Origin of the sequence: Halorubrum lacusprofundi ATCC 49239 (genome assembly GCF_000022205.1) — an archaeon.
Classification (GTDB): domain Archaea; phylum Halobacteriota; class Halobacteria; order Halobacteriales; family Haloferacaceae; genus Halorubrum; species Halorubrum lacusprofundi.
The window spans coordinates 347,934-362,317 of record NC_012028.1 but is presented as its reverse complement, the minus strand read 5'-3'; the positions used below and the strand labels follow the sequence as shown (position 1 = coordinate 362,317).

General features: G+C 54.3%; 15 protein-coding genes and 1 pseudogene. 9 read left to right on the top strand and 7 right to left on the bottom strand.

Annotated features, from left to right (window positions below; genetic code table 11):
• Nucleotides 1-29: 29 nt before the first annotated feature.
• Nucleotides 30-950: a MarR family transcriptional regulator gene (locus HLAC_RS15275; RefSeq protein ID WP_015911558.1), complete on the bottom strand. Its 921-nt coding sequence runs from the start codon at nucleotides 948-950 to the stop codon at nucleotides 30-32.
• A 138-nt stretch (nucleotides 951-1,088) separates the two neighbouring features.
• On the opposite strand from HLAC_RS15275, the gene HLAC_RS15270 reads away from it, so the two are divergent.
• The gene (locus HLAC_RS15270) at nucleotides 1,089-1,412 is read left to right on the top strand and encodes a DUF6788 family protein (protein WP_015911557.1); all 324 of its coding nucleotides are present in this window, start codon (nucleotides 1,089-1,091) and stop codon (nucleotides 1,410-1,412) included.
• Between the two features lie 565 nt (nucleotides 1,413-1,977).
• Here the strand turns inward: HLAC_RS15270 and HLAC_RS18095 are convergent.
• Nucleotides 1,978-2,214: pseudogene (locus HLAC_RS18095) on the bottom strand (hypothetical protein); the annotation flags it as partial.
• A 64-nt stretch (nucleotides 2,215-2,278) separates the two neighbouring features.
• On the opposite strand from HLAC_RS18095, the gene HLAC_RS15265 reads away from it, so the two are divergent.
• Entirely contained in the window at nucleotides 2,279-3,424 is a 1,146-nt protein-coding gene (locus tag HLAC_RS15265; protein WP_009488264.1) for an ISH3-like element ISHla11 family transposase, read from the top strand.
• Nucleotides 3,425-3,526: 102 nt separating this feature from the next.
• Here the strand turns inward: HLAC_RS15265 and HLAC_RS19640 are convergent, their stop codons facing one another.
• Together HLAC_RS19640 and HLAC_RS15255 are read right to left on the bottom strand one after the other, a co-directional pair.
• Complete coding sequence (locus HLAC_RS19640) at nucleotides 3,527-4,654, bottom strand: argonaute/piwi family protein (RefSeq protein ID WP_015911556.1); 1,128 nt, start codon at nucleotides 4,652-4,654, stop codon at nucleotides 3,527-3,529.
• A complete protein-coding gene (locus HLAC_RS15255; RefSeq protein ID WP_015911555.1) occupies nucleotides 4,651-4,833 on the bottom strand; it encodes a hypothetical protein in 183 nt (60 codons plus the stop codon). Before HLAC_RS15255 ends, HLAC_RS19640 begins: the two co-directional genes overlap by 4 nt.
• 94 nt (nucleotides 4,834-4,927) lie before the next feature.
• Between HLAC_RS15255 and HLAC_RS15250 the strand changes: the two genes are divergently transcribed.
• Nucleotides 4,928-6,094: an ISH3-like element ISHla1 family transposase gene (locus tag HLAC_RS15250; protein WP_009486633.1), complete on the top strand. Its 1,167-nt coding sequence runs from the start codon at nucleotides 4,928-4,930 to the stop codon at nucleotides 6,092-6,094.
• A 140-nt stretch (nucleotides 6,095-6,234) separates the two neighbouring features.
• Here the strand turns inward: HLAC_RS15250 and HLAC_RS15245 are convergent, their stop codons facing one another.
• Nucleotides 6,235-7,479 carry a hypothetical protein gene (locus HLAC_RS15245; RefSeq protein ID WP_015911554.1) on the bottom strand — a complete coding sequence of 415 codons (1,245 nt, stop codon included), beginning with the start codon at nucleotides 7,477-7,479 and terminating at the stop codon, nucleotides 6,235-6,237.
• Nucleotides 7,480-7,591: 112 nt separating this feature from the next.
• On the opposite strand from HLAC_RS15245, the gene HLAC_RS18085 reads away from it, so the two are divergent.
• The 4 genes from HLAC_RS18085 to HLAC_RS15230 all read left to right on the top strand — a co-directional run bounded on the left by HLAC_RS18085 (nucleotide 7,592) and on the right by HLAC_RS15230 (nucleotide 10,384).
• Entirely contained in the window at nucleotides 7,592-8,440 is an 849-nt protein-coding gene (locus tag HLAC_RS18085) for a hypothetical protein (RefSeq protein WP_014053519.1), read from the top strand.
• Nucleotides 8,437-9,234, top strand: coding sequence for a PIN domain-containing protein (locus HLAC_RS15240; protein WP_014053518.1), 798 nt, complete (start codon nucleotides 8,437-8,439; stop codon nucleotides 9,232-9,234). The genes HLAC_RS18085 and HLAC_RS15240 overlap by 4 nt, the downstream gene beginning before the upstream one ends.
• 91 nt (nucleotides 9,235-9,325) lie before the next feature.
• On the top strand, nucleotides 9,326-9,892 hold the full coding sequence (locus HLAC_RS15235) for a hypothetical protein (protein WP_014053517.1): 567 nt from the start codon (nucleotides 9,326-9,328) through the stop codon (nucleotides 9,890-9,892).
• A 57-nt stretch (nucleotides 9,893-9,949) separates the two neighbouring features.
• Nucleotides 9,950-10,384 carry a TRAM domain-containing protein gene (locus HLAC_RS15230; protein ID WP_014053516.1) on the top strand — a complete coding sequence of 145 codons (435 nt, stop codon included), beginning with the start codon at nucleotides 9,950-9,952 and terminating at the stop codon, nucleotides 10,382-10,384.
• Between the two features lie 513 nt (nucleotides 10,385-10,897).
• Here the strand turns inward: HLAC_RS15230 and HLAC_RS15220 are convergent.
• Together HLAC_RS15220 and HLAC_RS15215 are read right to left on the bottom strand one after the other, a co-directional pair.
• A complete protein-coding gene (locus HLAC_RS15220) occupies nucleotides 10,898-11,593 on the bottom strand; it encodes a nucleotidyltransferase domain-containing protein (protein WP_014053514.1) in 696 nt (231 codons plus the stop codon).
• A complete protein-coding gene (locus HLAC_RS15215; protein ID WP_049933842.1) occupies nucleotides 11,590-12,264 on the bottom strand; it encodes a helix-turn-helix domain-containing protein in 675 nt (224 codons plus the stop codon). The genes HLAC_RS15220 and HLAC_RS15215 overlap by 4 nt, the downstream gene beginning before the upstream one ends.
• 494 nt (nucleotides 12,265-12,758) lie before the next feature.
• Here HLAC_RS15215 and HLAC_RS15210 point away from each other — a divergent pair, with 494 nt between their 5' ends.
• Nucleotides 12,759-13,631: a ParA family protein gene (locus HLAC_RS15210; RefSeq protein WP_014053381.1), complete on the top strand. Its 873-nt coding sequence runs from the start codon at nucleotides 12,759-12,761 to the stop codon at nucleotides 13,629-13,631.
• The gene (locus HLAC_RS15205; RefSeq protein WP_009762296.1) at nucleotides 13,624-14,109 is read left to right on the top strand and encodes a DUF7970 domain-containing protein; all 486 of its coding nucleotides are present in this window, start codon (nucleotides 13,624-13,626) and stop codon (nucleotides 14,107-14,109) included. The genes HLAC_RS15210 and HLAC_RS15205 overlap by 8 nt, the downstream gene beginning before the upstream one ends.
• The last annotated feature ends 275 nt before the right edge of the window (nucleotides 14,110-14,384 follow it).

Below are 14,384 nucleotides of genomic sequence, written 5' to 3'. Positions count from 1 at the left end.
TACAGAACTAGCTTCGTCTCAGTACTCGATCACCGTTCGATTTCGTACTCACCCGCCAGCTTCTGGAACTCCGACCACGCGAGAAGCCGGTCGTCCTCGACCTCGCCCTGCGTCTCGAGGTACTGGAGCAGCGCGTCGATCACGTCTTCGAGTCCATACTTCACCGCCTGCTCTCGGAGATCCTCTTCGTCGATGTCGACGTGGCTGAGCAGGAGGAGACAGTACGAGCGGTGACGGCTGCCGTCGTCGATCAACAGCGTGTGACAGCAGAGCTCCGCCGGCGAGACTGCGTCGGGTTCCTCGGAGTAGACGTAGTAGCGATGATCGGTGAGCAGGAACTGGAGGTCGAAGGCCGCGAATCGAGCGAGGCCGGTTTCGTGGAACGCCTCCGCATCGATCTCCGTTTCGGCCTGGGCGAGGAATTCGTCGTAGTCCTCCCAGAGAATCGTGCCCTTCGGGGCAACGGCTTCGAGGCGGTGACGGTGCAGATGGTGTGCGATTTCACGGGCAAACTCGTGGAGGCGGTCGAAGTCGGCGTTGAACTCGTAGTGGCCGTCGGCCGTCCCGACGAGACCACGGTCACGAAACCGCTTGAGGACACGGTTGACCGTGTTGCGGTAGTTGTCGCTCCGGTCAGCGATCTCGGAGACAGTTCGCGGCTGGTCGAGGTAGTACAGCACCTCGAGCGCCTTCCCGGTCAGCAGTTCGGGGAAGTCGATGTGGGAGTGCTGGCGGACGAGGTCCTGGTAGCGTTCGACGGCGCGAGCATCCGACGGAACGACTCGTTTTCGCCGGCCGTCGCGTTCCGTGTAGACGACCCCCTTTTCGACGAGGTCGGCGACGGCACGAGAGAGGTAGCTCTCGCTGTGGTCGAGCTTCATCGCGAGCTCGGAGATCGTGTCGCCACGGTCGACTGTGGAGAGGACCTCAAGTTCAATACGTCGGAGCACGGTGTAACATATTACGAAACCGGTTTATAAATTAGTTGCTCATGATGTTACAGAGGACGAGGTCAGCGAGTCCACGAACCTGCTTAACCAACAGAACTATGGATCGGCGAGTTTTGTTGGTTAACACGAAGAGAGTCGATGTCCTACGAACAACCCTCCCCACCAGCAAACCTCCCGACGGAGATCGTCGACGCCCTCAACGAAGCCACACCGGAGCATCTTCGGGACGCTGCCAGCTACGCCGAGGCGTTGGCCGAACACAAGGAGCGTGAAGCTCGTCTCGAGGAGGAAGCGGACGACACTGACGTCAAGGAGCGCCCTGATGACCTCCCGGACGACGTCCCAGCCAAAGCAACGATCACGATCAAGGAGATCAACGACAATCGGTACTACTACTGGCAGTGGCGGGAAGGAGATTCGGTGACGTCGAAGTACAAAGGGCCGGTGAATCCCGACGAGTAGACGAGATGGAACTGTAGCCAGATGTTCGTTTCAACGTGATTCGTGGCATAGCAGATGACACCCCCCAGAGTGTGAATGGGATCGGTTTACCCCACACCCCTCGGTGTGAATGGGCTACCAACCGCCACTCTCTAACGAAAGTTCACGCCGAGAGAAGACAGAGCAACACGGGGATAGATTACGCCTCGTTTACCCCCACACCCCTCAGTGTGAATGGTCCACCACCCAGGGTACCGCGATTAAGAAGTCCTTAACAGCAGAAGTCCTCACGCCGTAGGGAGGGTTCTCGCCTCATTGGCGGACCTTTGGCTTCGGCACAAGGCCTCGCCTTTCAGAATACATCCACTCGGAGGACTGTTTAGACTGTACCATAATAAAGATAACTACAGCTACGGTGCGGTGCAGTAGCGGGTCGGGTCAGCTGCCGAGGAAGAACGTGTAAGCCGCTCTCCGTGCCGGTAATGGGACCTCAAACGGACGACACAGCTTCTACGGGTCAAGTCCCGCTCCGTCTTTACTACTGCCGTGACCTATGGGGGACCATTCACACCGAGGGGTGGGAGGGTCACCATCCCATCAACGTCTGGAGTTCCGGCGTTGAGTTGATTAGTCCAGTTCGTGTACTCTCCACGTCTCCTTGGAGCGAATACGACCTGAACTTCCCCTGATCTCCGCCTTCCTTCTTTTTCGATTCGAGAACTCCTGTCGTCACGTGCTTGTTCAGAAGCTCAAGCGCACGATTGTACCCCTTGGGCTCTACTTCGACGTCCCGTGCTACTGTTTGGTAAACCTCGTGAATCTCTGACGTCCGGAACCATTCTCAGTCGATCACATCGGGTTAGAGTAAGTGTCTGCTTGGGTGCGGTGTGAAGCCTACCCAGGCAGACAGCGAGATAGAGGAAGAGCACCTGCTTAATTGTGTCGTCAACAGCCTCGACGAGGAACTTGCGATAGACCTCGGCGAGAATGTCGAGGTCACGACAGAGACGTTGTACGAGGTCCTCGCCGGCGCCAGCGCCGGCGGGACCTCAATCAACCACGTCTGCGAAACAACTGACGACTCGCCCCACGCCAATACCGTCCGTGGACATCTCACCGACCAGTTTGAGCTGGACTCCGTTGAGGCGGTTGGGGACACACTCCTGCAACGAGATACTCTTGAGACACTGCCGGATCGGCCGGTGGAGGTCGTCGCCGACCTCCACCTGGATCCTTACTACGGTGACGAGGACGAGACAGAGGCGCTGTACTCCTCGCAGGCTAAACGCGGAACCACGGCGTTTCACGCGTATGCGACGCTCTATGCGCGGGTACGAAACAAGCGGTACACGCTGGCGGTTCGCCAGTTAGTCGCTGGCGAGACCACCAGCGATGTCCTCGCTGAGTTTCTTGAACTGCTTGACGGCCTTGACCTCGGCGTCAAGGCCGTCTACCTCGATCGCGGATTCTACAACAGCACCGGTCTCAAACTGCTGTACGCGCACAACTACGCCTACGTGATGCCGATTGTCAAGTGGGGCGAAACGATTCAGGACGAACTCAACAGCGGCTGGAGCCGCGAGATTGAACACGATCTCGCCGGCGAGGTGACGTTTCCTGTGTTCATCGACTGTGTTTACCAGCAAGGACGGTGCGACGAACACGGGGTGGCGCGTCACGGCTACGCCGCTGACGCGCCGTTCATCGACACGCCACGAGATGCCCGAAACCACTACAGCAAACGCTTCGGCATCGAGTCGAGCTACCGATTAGCCAAGCAGAGCCTCGCGTTCACCAGTTCTCAGGATGCTGGACTGCGGCTGGTGATGTTTGTAGTGAGCCTATTGCTTCAGAACAGCTGGCGGTATCTTCACTGGAGGTACGTGGCGGCGCCCCGCCGCGGGGGGCGCCGCCTCTGGAGATGGTCGTTCACGGAGTTCTGTGAGATGGTGCTGCGGGCAGCCTGGACAGCGCTTGGTGTGCGCAGGTCTGTTCCAGCGAACCAACCACTCGACGACCGGTTCTTCCGGTAGCTGTCCACCGCTCGGGACAGCAATCGTGAGTGGCGACACTGTCGCGTCGGCGGCAGTCCGCCGCCGACAGCGACCCCTCACCGCCGAAACTCACCGTCCGTGTCATTTCGAGAATTGACCACGCATCGAAGACGCAAATTCAACCTCTACTGGAGGGGGTAGAGAATTCTCGATGTGATCGACTGATACTAGATCTAAATCGCGAACACCGTCTGTGGCATCAAGTAGCCCTTCACGTTCTTCTTCCCAGAAGACAGATGGCTTATGAAGGACGAACCGGCTGGGACGTGTCCCTTTCTGAGCTTCGTAGTATTCCAGAATCTGCTCACCTACCTGTCTAGCCGCCTCATATGAGAGGTGGGGAGATCCATTTTCGTCCTCGGTGATATCCGGGAGTGGATCGCTCTGAAGGATAATATGGTCCCGTCCGTGAAAGACGTGAGCAAGAGCAGCTCGGATTACATCATCTCCTTCGTCTCGCTCCCTGTAGAACGAGAGCCCTGCGTAGCAGTGCCCATCTTCGATCTGCCGAGTTTTCCAGGGATGGCCTCGTTGAGACTTGTATAGAAGTCCGACTGTGAGATTCCAGGCCCGAGATGCTCGCTGTCGGTCAGTACGGATCGCAAGTGTGGACGGCTTAATCAGCTGTGTGGGGATTCGAGCCTCCATCCCGATCAGTTTGATTCGATTTCGTAGGTCAGAACCTTCCGACTGGATTCGCGCATGGTCCTGGTTCTCTGGAGTACACGCGTCCATTACTTCTTGCGGAATACAGACGATGATTGCATTCGGCTGAACGGAATCCCGTTCGATTATCTCGATGTCTTTCCGCACTAGCTTCAGGAATCGCTCCATCCGGTCTCTTGGGGTTGATTTACTCGTAACAGATTGGATGTCCCGTCGACGAATCTGGCGTCTCCAGCCCTTTTTTGCATTAATAGAAAGATTGAGCGGGGAACTCTTACCTAGGCCGGGATACGGAACTTGCCACGGATTATCACTTGTTCCTGGATGGATCCCGACCTCCATATCGTGAAGTAGTTCGGTCAACCGGCGGATCGAATCTCGATCGCCGATAATCCCGAGTTTGATTGTGTGGTGTCCTTCCTCATAGAGCCGTGGACCATATCTGATGAGGCCTCGTTTGGGAGAGGTTTCAGTACCCCCTTCAAACTGAATCTCTGGCTCCTCGATGTGACGAAGCGTGAACGGAGTATCTTCAGGCGTCATTGTTCAATTCCACCTGTGTTTTCGAGATCAGAAGCTGACTCGATGAGCTCGTCACGTTCCTCTCCGTCTTTGGGTGGGCGGACATTGAGGGAAAGGGAGTCAACCCTGGTTACTTCGAGTTCCTTTATCACGGGTATCTTTTCGCCAATAAATCGGTCAAGCTGGGTCTGATCGGACATCAGCAGCTCTTCCCAGACACGCAGCTGGCGGTCGTATTTACTATTCTCAGTACTTCACAAAGCCGCTTAGTTAGAACGTCTGCTTGCTGAAGGTGTGTCTAAAACCAAACAAGCAGACGGTGAGATCCACGAGGACCAGCTTCTTAACTTTCTCGTCAACCGCCTTGACGAGGAAGTTTCGCTCTCGTTAGCCAATAACGCTGAAATCACTGCTGAAGACATCTATGAGGTCCTCGTCGGCGCTTGCGCCGACGGGACCTCTGTCTCTACGCTCTGTGCGTCGAGCCAGAACTCACCCGCTGGGAACACGGTCCTCTACCATCTTCGGACGAAGTTCGAGCCGGAACGGCTCGAACGAGTCGCTAACACGCTCCTGCGAAAGGATCTCGATGAATTGCTCCCCGAACAGGTGGAGGTCTGCGCAGACCTCCACCTGCGGCCCTACTACGGTGACGAAGACGACACAGACGGCCTCTATCACTCGGTAGCGAAGCGTGGAACCACTGCGTTCCACGCCTATGCCACACTCTACGCGCGTGTGAAGAACAAACGCTACACGCTGGCGGTACGCCGTCTCAAAGACGGCGATACCGCAAGTAGTGTCCTCGCTGAGTTCTTCGGTGTCCTCGACGGCCTTGACGCCGGGGTCAAGGCCGTCTACCTTGATCGCGGATTCTACGACAGTAAGTGTCTCACGCTGCTTCAGGCGCACAATTACGCGTACGTGATCCCGATCATCCGGTGGGGTGAGGCGATTCAGCAAGAGCTCTCGGAAGGATGGAGTCGCGTCATTCAGCATGATCTGACGGGGAAACTCGACGGTCACAGCTGGACCGTCGATTTTCCCGTCTACATCGACTGTACGTACCTAAATGGGAAGTATGACGAGAACGGTGTGGCGCGTCACGGCTACGCCGCTGACGCGCCGTTCATCGACTCACCACGGGACGCTCGATACCACTACTCGAAACGCTTCGGTATCGAGTCAAGCTATCGCTTGTTTGAGCAAGCGATAGCGACAACGACAACACGAGATCCAACGGTACGGCTGCTGTACGTGGTGGTGAGTCTCCTCTTACAGAACGTCTGGCGGTACCTTCACTACGAGTATGTGGCGACGCCCCGCCGAGGCGGGCGTCGCCTCTGGTGGTGGCCGTACAAGGAGTTCGTCAATATGATTCGACGAGCTGCGTGGACGGCCCTCGCGGTGCGTCGGGCCGTCCCCGCGAATCGGCCACCTGACGACCGATTCCACCGCTAACCACCGACCGAGCAAGCCAGCGGAGTGAGTGGCGACGCTGTCGCGTCGGCGGCTGACCGCCGCCGACAGCGACAGCTCTCCGTCGATCCGTCCGTAATTCTCTCGTCGAGACCGTCAGTACAACCGCTTCGACACAGAACTCAGGCCGCAGAAACAGCTAGCCGAGGATGCTTTGTGAGGTACTGATTCTGGGCGTGGAAGCGATTTGGTGAGAAGTCGTTTTGGAGCCGCGATTTACGCTCGCCTTTTACAGGCCGACGACCGTCAGAAGTAAAGACCTGTGTGGGTAGCAGAACGTAGTAGTACTCTCCTGCATAGCGCCGCACTCGTACTTTGACACCACGATGGATGACATCGGGGTAGGAGTCTAACTCCTTTGCAACCCAAGATCGACCTAGTTTTCGCTCGGTACCGTGCTGTTTGCGGTCGAGTTCTGGGTATACCGTTGTTCCTTTCTCACGGTCGATGAGACAATCGTTATCTCTAGCAACGAGGGTGAATATTCCTCTGAGAAGCGATCTTACGATGTTTTCGCGCTCTTCCTCTTGAGCACCCGTTCGAAGGAACTCCTCGAAATCTCGGGTTTCGAAACGGTCCTCGTGGAGGTAATGACGAGTAGACCCCGGAAGATGGTCCGGATGAACCAGAGAATATAACTTCCGCTCGTGAAGCTTGATGGGAAACGCCTCGTTGTTGTAATTATAGACGCGAGCCGACTCGGCTTCCTCCGTCGTCTCTATGATGTACAGTGTCTCAGGGTAGTGGGTTACCTGAAACAGATTTGTCGCATATTCTGTTTCCTCCGTAACTGGTTCGTACGAGTGAAGATATGGTTCGTACTGGAACCGTTCTGTTTTCTCGAGTTGATGAGCTTGTTGACGGAGATCATCATATGTACCTACGAAAACATGGGTATCGATAGCAAAATCTCGGAACTCATCTACCTCAGTATCCTCTAGCCGATCTACGACCTCATCGTTGACGCTGTCTTTGAGTTTTTCGTAGAAGTCGACCAGTTTCTGATTATCGGTGACATCTCGATCGAATAGGGCTTTCCAGAGCTGGTCATTAGAGAGTGTCTCCGTAAAAATATAGAAATCAAAACGGTGGGGTTGGGGCTGTTTGATGTATTCGAGGAAATACCGGGCGAGTTCGTCTCTAAAATCGTTCGGGCTGAGGCCTGTGGAATACGCTTTCGCTTCGGCTACCACTTTATCGCCCGTAGCTTTGTTCACAAACTGAATATCGTCAAGCGTGGAGTGGAAGGCTGAATCCAGCTCAACCATGTAATTTAGCCCTTCCATGTACTCGATGACGACTTCCTTATAGTCCTCCCCGCGTCGCGCCGTCCCTTCCCGCTCTTTATATAGATTGTAGATGGGCACGTTGTATCTCGTTACAAGGAAGTCTCGTGTGAATTACTTTTCCCTCAGTCGTTGGATAGTCTACTGGGATCCGACGGTACTTCTATAAAACGAGCGGTAGATATTGGATATAATGAACCGCGAGGCCCTGGGAACGACTCTGCGTCTCCTCAATCGCGAGCGTGGGGCCGCAGATACGTTACCGAAAAAGTCGCTTCACAAGCTCCTCTATCGTATTGACGTCAAATCTGCCGAACAAGATTTGGACATCGAGATTCCGTATTACTGGTATCTCTTTGGTACTGTCTCTCCAGCTACGCCCTCGACTGTCCCCTCAGCCAGTATTAATGAGCCCGGAGTTGAAGATTGCCTGCGTACTGTTGTCTCAGAGGCTCTCTCTGAATATTACGAACATGGGTTAGAATGGCTCACAGACAGAATGTATGATGATGCGCCGTATCAGGTTCAGCGGGATTTTCGGGAGTTAGATAAGAAAATACGAACGTTACATACGGAGTATCACGATTTCTTTGAGGTTGACCCAAGCAGAGAATCGGTACTCAGCTCGGTTCACGAAACTTTTGAATCATTTCCAAACGACCGATTTCCGGAGTACGATCGACCAATAATCAAGTGGTATAATGCGGTCGCTCGAGAACTCCATTCGCATTCTCCTGATCCCTCCAGATTGATGACTGTGAATGTAACGTTCTGGCGTATATTTGCTCTCGAACTTGCTCAACGGCATGCCCAGGGAATGACTCAGGAAGAGGTCTGTGGGAACCTCGGTATAACTTCATTTGAGCAGGCTCGTAGTTCTGCGATCCAGAAACTTGACGAATTTGAAGAGGAAGACCTTGATGCGAAATTTTCTGGATTAGCGACCGAACTCGAATCTGAGCGGAGCGCAGCTGACGAACTTGTTGCTCCGATTCTTGAACGCCGGGGGATTCCGCACGAAGATTTTCATCCGGGCCAATGACTAGATACTTCGTAGACACTAACGTCCTCATTGGACTCACGTTTTCTCACGACCGGTGGGCCGTAGAAGCAGAGCGTATCCTAGACGGTCATAACACGCTCTTCACGAGTGATTTTGTAATCTATGAGTATTGTAGCCGTCCGCAAGGAGCGCCTCGAGTTGTTTCCGACCCCGATCAGCTACAGGTTGATCCTGACGGTACAGGTGGCGTGTTCGGAACCGTTCTTGAAGACTTTCAAGAGAATGTCGAGGATAATATCCCAATGTACAATCGGGAAATCGATTTACAGCGCTACGATGGGCTTTCGTTTGAGAGGATCTTAGAGATTTTCTTCGATAATATTGAGGTTCGAAGTCAGGCCAAGCCACACTTTGTTCGGCACTTCCAGAACTACTTCTCCTCGCGGGAAATCACCCCGCGAAATGCGAAACGGTGTGTCGAAGATCTTCGAGATCGCGTTCTCCACGACGCAAAGGAGCGGAAAGACGCTCTAATGGATGCTGTCCACATCATGTCTTCAACTTATGACGATCAGGAGCGCGCTCGCGGTCTAGTCCAGGAGCACATCGGAATTCGAGAGTCCCGAATTCCTCCAGTAGACTCGCAGTGGCTTCTTGACGCAATAGGGCTTGCAGAACGCGATATGCTTCAGCGTGTTGTGACCGGAGATAAGAAAGACATCGTCCGATATCAGCAACAACTGGCGTCATTATTTGATGTTTCAATCCTGTATATTTTAGATGAGTTTCATAGTCACTCCCAAGCCGGTCAGGGTTCACGTGAGGTCTTCTGATTACGCAACGACTGTATAGAAGGTACACTGTCGCCAGAGCTGAGGTCCACTATGACAGGAAGTACTTATGGGTGCCCTCCGGACGACGTGTATGGGACTCTTTGAGACCTTATTTAGCTCATCCACCGGGGATACTGTCCCTCAGGCACAGCAACCGAGTCAGCACGAAATCTTCCCCGAGGACAAGTACAATGTCGCATACGCTGTAGCCGCTCGGCATGAAGAAATTAGGGCGTTAGAACACCTTCTAGAAGCGGATCAGACCTCACCTACTGCCTTGGAGGCTGAGCCCTTCTTTCAGGATATAATCGAAGATATGGAGCGGGATCGGGAATACTCCCTCCGCCTTCGCACCTCCGGGGAGGAGCTCGTCGACGATATCCGCGAACTCATAGAGCATTGGGACAATCAGGTAGATGAGCAGATAGGGACGATTTGGTGGCCTATCGGAGCAGATACGACGTTCAGGCTGTACCTCCATTATCTGGAACTCCGTGCTGACGCGGGGGATGACCAATTTTCGTTCCCGGAGTCCGCTGGACAGGTTCACACTCTCGTCCAGCGGGGTCTTAGTGCAATGGAAGATGATGACGACTCGAAGCTCGCTGTAGTCCACAAGCGAGACATTCCTTGGGAAGAACCAGATGAGGACAGCTGATCCAGTTCGCTCCTTCTCAAAGAGACCGATTAATTGTATCCAGTATCAAACCCAGTTATGGTAGAAATCTCAGACTCCCTGTGTTCGCTGTTCACTGCGAAAATTAAGGAGGAGGATGGCACATTCGTCATCGAGATTCCTTCGAGTGAGATCAAGCACGGGGCGCTGACTGGTGATGAGATGTACCGCATCGCTCTTCTTGATTCATCCTCCGAAGCTGAATCAACATCTCCACAGGCCCCACGGCATCCCGCCTCTCAGGGGAGCACGAGCCACGATTCATCTGGTCCTCCTGTTGATGAGGGAGAAGTGCGCGACGTGACAATCGAAACCGTCGGTGATCAGGGCGACGGTATTGCGAAAGTCGAACGTGGGTACGTCGTGATCGTTCCTGGCGCTCACCCCGGCGACGAACCAACAGTCGAAATCGAACAAGTTCAGGAGAACGTCGCGTTTGCGAGCATCGCCGATAGCGATCCGCGAGCACTCTAACCCATTGTCCCTTCTGTGGATAGGTCTTCTTCTCGGTAAACCATCGGTGTGAGAAGGCTCCGTTCGCGTTTGTCTGATGGAGGTGATTCTGAAAGCCACGTCACGTTTTCTTCACGCGTTCGCGATGGCACAACCTTCCAAGGCCGAAATTCAATCTATGACAAAGGAACCGATTGAGGTACTCGACGACCTGGCCGACCAGGTCGCCGATGAGTTCGGGCGTATAGACAGCCAAACGAATTCAAGGATGTCTCGCTCGTGATTGAGAACAGCGACAAGGAGCGTCCGACGCTGATCGTCCACGTTGATAGGGAGGATGCGGAGTCCCTTGCCGACCGTATTGATGAATTCCTCCGCGAGCACGGTGCTTGTACTGAACGGGAACGACACTCCGCTACGGATGTCCGTGTGTTAGCGACGGTCGACTGATATCGACCCTCCAATTTTTTGACTGACTGCAAGCACCGCTGAAGGCCCCTATCTTGACTTCCAATTAAGGTGGTCCCGACCGCTTCAGCTCAGGTGGTCAATCTGAGCAGACAGATACTCTTGGAGAGCGGTGACCGTTTCTTCTGAGACAGCTGAGGCCCCGAAGTCACTCCGATATCCGTGCTTGAGTTCGTCGCTCTCCAAGATTTCCAGTCCACGCTTAAGCTGCTCCCGCAGCGCATCGTCGTCCCCTCGTCGCAGGTGTGGCGTGACAGCGTCGAGATCGATTTCTTCTGCCACTGCCAGGACATCCCGAAGGTCTGTTTCACGGCCGCTATGGAGCTTTGCCGCGACGAGGACTGCCCCATCGATGACTCTGGCCGTCGTCGTCACTGTGCCTCCGCTCACCTCCTGTTGGTGGCTGTGGTCGTACAGGTAGTCGAACGACCACTGTGCCTCCGTCTGGCGACACCCGAGTCCGTTTACCAGGAGATCGAAGCCGATCGGCTGCTGCGGCGTGAGCCGCTTCTCGTACTCGATTACCTCGGTATCGTAGAACCACTCCTTGGCGTGGCTGTCCGTTTCTTCGAAGCCCCGCTGTTCGAGGAACTCGACGAAGTCAGCCTTGGAGTCTGGCGCGACGACGATATCGAGATCCGTGGAGAAGCGAGCATTGAACGCTGAGACAGCGTAGCCGCCAACAAGAACGTACTCGTGACCCTGTTGGGTGAGCTCTTCGAGCAGTTCGATGAGCGCGTCACTTCGATTGTTGAAGCTCATGGCTGTGCCCGTTCGGTCTCTCGATACGTGACGCCGAGGTCGAGGTCCTCGTACATCCGGTCGAGCATCGCCAGCCCCGACTGGAATTGGGCGTAGTTCTCGCGCATATACTCGATTGTCTCTGCTCTCGGGATCACCGGGTACCCTTCGACGTGCTCGATGTCGAGTGACGCGCGTGGCTCGAGGACGATCTGCAGCGGTCCGTCCAACTCGTCTTGGGGCTGTCGTTCGAATGCGGTGGGGAGGTCGAACGACTCGAAAAATGTCTCCCAGGCGTCGACGTCCTGCTCACGAACAGCGAGGAACAATGGATAGTCGTCGGGCTCGCGACCGACCTGGTAGCCGCCCTGAGTCCACACGTAGACGGCGTCGATCCGCGTGAACGCGAACGGCCAGTCACTGAACTGTGGGATGGCGTACGTTTCCTCGATGGAGGGTGGACTGACGCCGGCGCTGGCAGCGACGAGCTCGCGGGCTGCGTCGCGTACGCGCTCGTCGACGACAGTGAGGCCGTCGTCATAGGTGACGTAGCCTGCGTCTTCCAGCCGATTGACGGCCTGTCTCACTGTCTCGTAGGGCGTGTGGAGGTGTTGGGCGACCCGGCGGATGGAGTCACCACTCTCGATGGCGAGGATAGTCTGTGCCGCCGTGTCGTCGAGAACCTCGTACATCTGGTAGTTACCAATAACCCGGTAACAGTTAAAAGTCTTACTAGAGGACAGGGTAGAACGGCTCTGGCTGAGTTCTATCACTCAGGACTATTCAATTGAATGACTGGAAAATGCAGATCTCATAGACAATTTGCATAATGTGGATAATGTTGATAATGCAAATTGGGTATCTTCAATTGGTTCGTGTGGGTGGCAAAGATTGTGACGAATATGTATGTAATGCTGATAATCTAAATTATGTAGATTGCGTAAAGTCGACGGTGATTAGGACAATCTCAATTGCGCCAACAATCCACGGAATGTACAAAATGTAAGTTGTGTAGATAGCGTACGCAATCTGTCTGACACAGAATTAAGGTGGACGAGCTTCATTAACCGCGTATGACCAGAGCGAAACTTACATTATCGACAAAACTCGCGCAACCTTCAACATCTATCCAATGTACATTATCTACAAAATGTTCAAAATCCGCTTCTTACGGGGGTGCTGAGCTATGAGTGCTGACGAGTTTGAAGGACTCCCCGGAGCAGCTGTCTCGTTGCTCAAGGGAGGGGTAGGGAAATCCACGATCGCGCTCAACATCGCTGATCGACTCGCTGCTCGTGGCCATGAGACGGTACTATTGGATCTGGATAAGGATGGGCACATGACGACCCAGTTGGGATACGACGATGCGTACGACCGAGATGCGAACCTCGGTGACGCCCTTATCGATGGTGAGGACCCCGAAGACCTGCTTATCGAGACGGACTTCGGCGTTCACCTACTCCCGTCGAGTAACGAGCTCGAGAACGTCGAGACGAGGCTGAAGGACGAACGGTTCGCAGACGTGAAGCTTCGACGGAACGTCGTCGACCCGCTCATTCAAAACGGATACGACTACGTGATAATTGATGCCGCAGGCGGCCGTGGGAAACTCTCTGATAATGCCCTTATCGCCGTCCAGCGCGTCATTATCCCGCTGATTCCGCGTGCTGGCTCGATCAACGGTCTCAACAAAATGATTGAACGCCAGATCTCCCCAATCCGACAGAATATCGGGTTAGATATCCTCGCAGTTACCCCGAATATGATTCGTGAAACAATGGGTCAACACAACGAGCACCGAACTCTCGTTGAAAATCTCAACCGAGAGTTCGGTTCGTTCGTCCCTGAGTACGCTCGTGTGGACCCGGAGATCTTTGATGCCCTCGATGATTTGGGACGCACCATCGATAATATCCCGAAGCCGGGGATTCGCGAACGGACCGCAATTTCCCGCGCCTTCAAGCAAGGGATGCCCGTCTCGGAGTTCGACGAAGATTGCGACCAGATCCCGAATTTCGACCACTTAGCGGACCTCGTGGAGGAACACAGCCATGCCTAATGAGGACGACCGTTTCGGGGACGTCGCTGAACAACTCAAACAAACGGAGGAAGGTGCCGAATCGGATGACGACGAACGTACTGACACCCATGATGAACCGCAACCGGATGAAGAGATAACTACTGAGGACACAGAGTCGGAGACTGAGTCCATTCCTGAGCAGGATGAGGAGGATGTGGACGAATCCACCGGTGGACCGGCGTTCTCCTTTGATGAGACCGATATGCACGGCTTCTATGTCCGGGAGGACACGTGGGATGGCGTCACCCGGATGCGATCATCAGTGGCTGCCGCTTGCTCAATGTTTGATGTTCCCGAGTACGAGGGAAGAGAGTTCCAAGATGCGTGTCTCCGGGTAATTGCGGACCACGGTGACGAGGTTGCCCTACAGATACTCCGAGAGCGTGGCATCGAAGCTGATGAGGAACGTGTCCAGGAAGTTGTGGAGATGCTTAGCGAGCAGGTCTCGAACGACTAACCCTGCATTTGCCCGATTTTCTCTACTATTTAGGTTTTGCACATATTGCACATTATGTAGATTATGTGAATGCGATTGGGTTGCAGTCTTGCGATTACTCACGAAGCTGAGTCAACCGTCGGTTGCCGTTAAGTTACGAACGACACGAAACGTTCACGACTTCTTTTTCTCACAACGGATATCTAACAAAACAAGAGGAGATATGACAAATTCCAGCCAGTTACAGAGAAACCCGCTCTTGTATCCGATTCGATATCGGTTCCATTACGAGAAAT

Bases quoted from the DNA above. Each gene is read 5' to 3' on its own strand.
- HLAC_RS15270 (WP_015911557.1), top strand. From the start codon at position 1,089: ATGTCCTACGAACAACCCTCCCCACCAGCAAACCTCCCGACGGAGATC.
- HLAC_RS19640 (WP_015911556.1), bottom strand. From the start codon at position 4,654: ATGACGCCTGAAGATACTCCGTTCACGCTTCGTCACATCGAGGAGCCA.
- HLAC_RS15255 (WP_015911555.1), bottom strand. From the start codon at position 4,833: ATGTCCGATCAGACCCAGCTTGACCGATTTATTGGCGAAAAGATACCC.
- HLAC_RS18085 (WP_014053519.1), top strand. From the start codon at position 7,592: ATGAACCGCGAGGCCCTGGGAACGACTCTGCGTCTCCTCAATCGCGAG.
- HLAC_RS15240 (WP_014053518.1), top strand. From the start codon at position 8,437: ATGACTAGATACTTCGTAGACACTAACGTCCTCATTGGACTCACGTTT.
- HLAC_RS15235 (WP_014053517.1), top strand. From the start codon at position 9,326: ATGGGACTCTTTGAGACCTTATTTAGCTCATCCACCGGGGATACTGTC.
- HLAC_RS15230 (WP_014053516.1), top strand. From the start codon at position 9,950: ATGGTAGAAATCTCAGACTCCCTGTGTTCGCTGTTCACTGCGAAAATT.
- HLAC_RS15220 (WP_014053514.1), bottom strand. From the start codon at position 11,593: ATGAGCTTCAACAATCGAAGTGACGCGCTCATCGAACTGCTCGAAGAG.
- HLAC_RS15215 (WP_049933842.1), bottom strand. From the start codon at position 12,264: ATGTACGAGGTTCTCGACGACACGGCGGCACAGACTATCCTCGCCATC.
- HLAC_RS15210 (WP_014053381.1), top strand. From the start codon at position 12,759: ATGAGTGCTGACGAGTTTGAAGGACTCCCCGGAGCAGCTGTCTCGTTG.
- HLAC_RS15205 (WP_009762296.1), top strand. From the start codon at position 13,624: ATGCCTAATGAGGACGACCGTTTCGGGGACGTCGCTGAACAACTCAAA.